Consider the following 1,830-nt stretch of genomic DNA (forward strand, 5'->3'; position numbering starts at 1 on the left):
GGACTCTCTGCTTTTTCATGGATGCTATAGTTAATACGGGGTTTGGTGCTTAACCCAAAGTTTAGAGCTTTTAATGAAGTCCGCCAAATCTTTTTGATTTGGCTTTATAAAGAAAAAGATAAAACAAAATAAAAAGTTTTGGCTAAATACTTAATCGAAAGTTCACTACTTTTAATTCCCGTACTAACCATAGCCTAGACGTTGTAGCTAATTAGGTACGTTAAACAAACCGTGATAATACGAAAGGAAATAAAGGATGACAATGAACTTTACTTATATTTCAATGGAAAATTGATTTATAAAAGATGGTTGAATCTTGGCTATTCTAAAGTCTTTGATAAAATGGCTTATGGAAAAGACACTTTTGTGAGTATTGTAACAGACGAAAATGGAAAAACGAGACACAAGAGAAAAATATTTATAAACGGAGAATTTTGTGAATCTAAACAAGATTTTTGGAATAAATACGTTGCGGAAATCGACTCTGAATCGGCAAAACATTTTGGAAAAAATCTTGATGCTTTCAATGACGCTATAACAGCAGAAGGACCAGGTTTTCCAGGAGATTGTATTATAGAAATAGTCGGAACTGAAAAACTGGAAAAAGTATTCGGAAAAGATGATTTTGATTTTATTATAGATTTATTGAGAAACGCTGAATTCGTAGATTTAATAGTGGAAAAATCAGAGGTGTGAAATACAAAAATATTCCTTCAGCAATTCACAATTTTGGACATAGTTTTTTAAGCTATGAAAATTATGTTGATTCTGATTTCGTAATTGATGAATTGAATAAAATAAGTGGAAAGAATTACGACATAAAAATTGATTGGAAAACTAAAGAATTCCAACCAAAGACAATGATTTCTGACCGAATTACTAAATCAATTGGTTATTGGTATGATAACATAAATGAGCATTTCAAATCACAAAACGTGGAATTTGACTCTCTAAAATCATTTGAACTAATTTGGGAAAATGGAAAAAGACCAAAAGTTATTGCGACTGACGATAGAGGAAAATTTTACGAAAAAGAAATAACAAATACATTATAAACTGAATAAAAAACTACTTACAACACCGTATATAATTTATTGCTAGTTCTAGCCTACTTACGAAAATCCTCGCGGATTTTCTATTCGGTTTTTATTTGCTAAATTACGTGCTAAACCACGCAACAAACCATATACAAACACGTTGGCAAACATTAAAATTTATGAATAAAAATTGTGTTTTGAAAAGAACAATTCCCTTAATAGTATTTTTTATCGTATCAATTGGATGTAATAATGTTGTAAGAGTCGAAAGCCACAAAAATACTGATATAAGGGATTCTGATTTGACTGAACCGACAAATTATAACAGAATTAAAAATTGTGAAGAAGGTCAAGAACTAGCGAAAAAAGAACTGCGAGAAGGAAAGATAAAATATATTTTCGGAGGTTTTGGAAATCGTCAAAATCTTCCTAAAAAGCTAAAAGAGCTTTATGAAATTGAAATTATTACGGTTGAAGGAGTACTTGGAATTCCAAATAAATGTTATAATGACATAATGTATGCTGAGATTCAAAAAAAATTTGGAAAAGATGCTTTTAACAAAGCTATGGAGAATTAAAAACTATTTGCCAACAACATATATGTGCTCATAGCGGCTAAGTGATGAATCGAATGGTTCTTGTATATTTGGTAAAGCGCAATGCTTTCAAAAAGTTAAAGTTAGCAACCAATGCGCAGAAAAATCGAAAATCAAGGTAACATTTTGCCCTGCTACGACACATATATTAAACGTTGCCAGCAATTCGGTACGTTAAACAAACATCCTTTACAAAG

At 30.8% G+C, this 1,830-nt stretch carries 3 protein-coding genes; all 3 read left to right on the forward strand.

Annotation, left to right across the window (positions count from 1 at the left end; genetic code table 11):
- Positions 1 to 231: 231 nt before the first annotated feature.
- Positions 232 to 696: a barstar family protein gene (locus tag DZ60_RS23765; RefSeq protein WP_025744133.1), complete on the forward strand. Its 465-nt coding sequence runs from the start codon at positions 232 to 234 to the stop codon at positions 694 to 696.
- Positions 693 to 1,055 carry a hypothetical protein gene (locus DZ60_RS0121895; RefSeq protein WP_025744134.1) on the forward strand — a complete coding sequence of 121 codons (363 nt, stop codon included), beginning with the start codon at positions 693 to 695 and terminating at the stop codon, positions 1,053 to 1,055. Before DZ60_RS23765 ends, DZ60_RS0121895 begins: the two co-directional genes overlap by 4 nt.
- A 161-nt stretch (positions 1,056 to 1,216) precedes the next feature.
- On the forward strand, positions 1,217 to 1,615 hold the full coding sequence (locus DZ60_RS0121900) for a hypothetical protein (RefSeq protein ID WP_025744135.1): 399 nt from the start codon (positions 1,217 to 1,219) through the stop codon (positions 1,613 to 1,615).
- Positions 1,616 to 1,830: the final 215 nt, after the last annotated feature.

It is taken from the genome of Aquimarina pacifica (assembly GCF_000520955.1).
Taxonomy (GTDB): domain Bacteria; phylum Bacteroidota; class Bacteroidia; order Flavobacteriales; family Flavobacteriaceae; genus Aquimarina; species Aquimarina pacifica.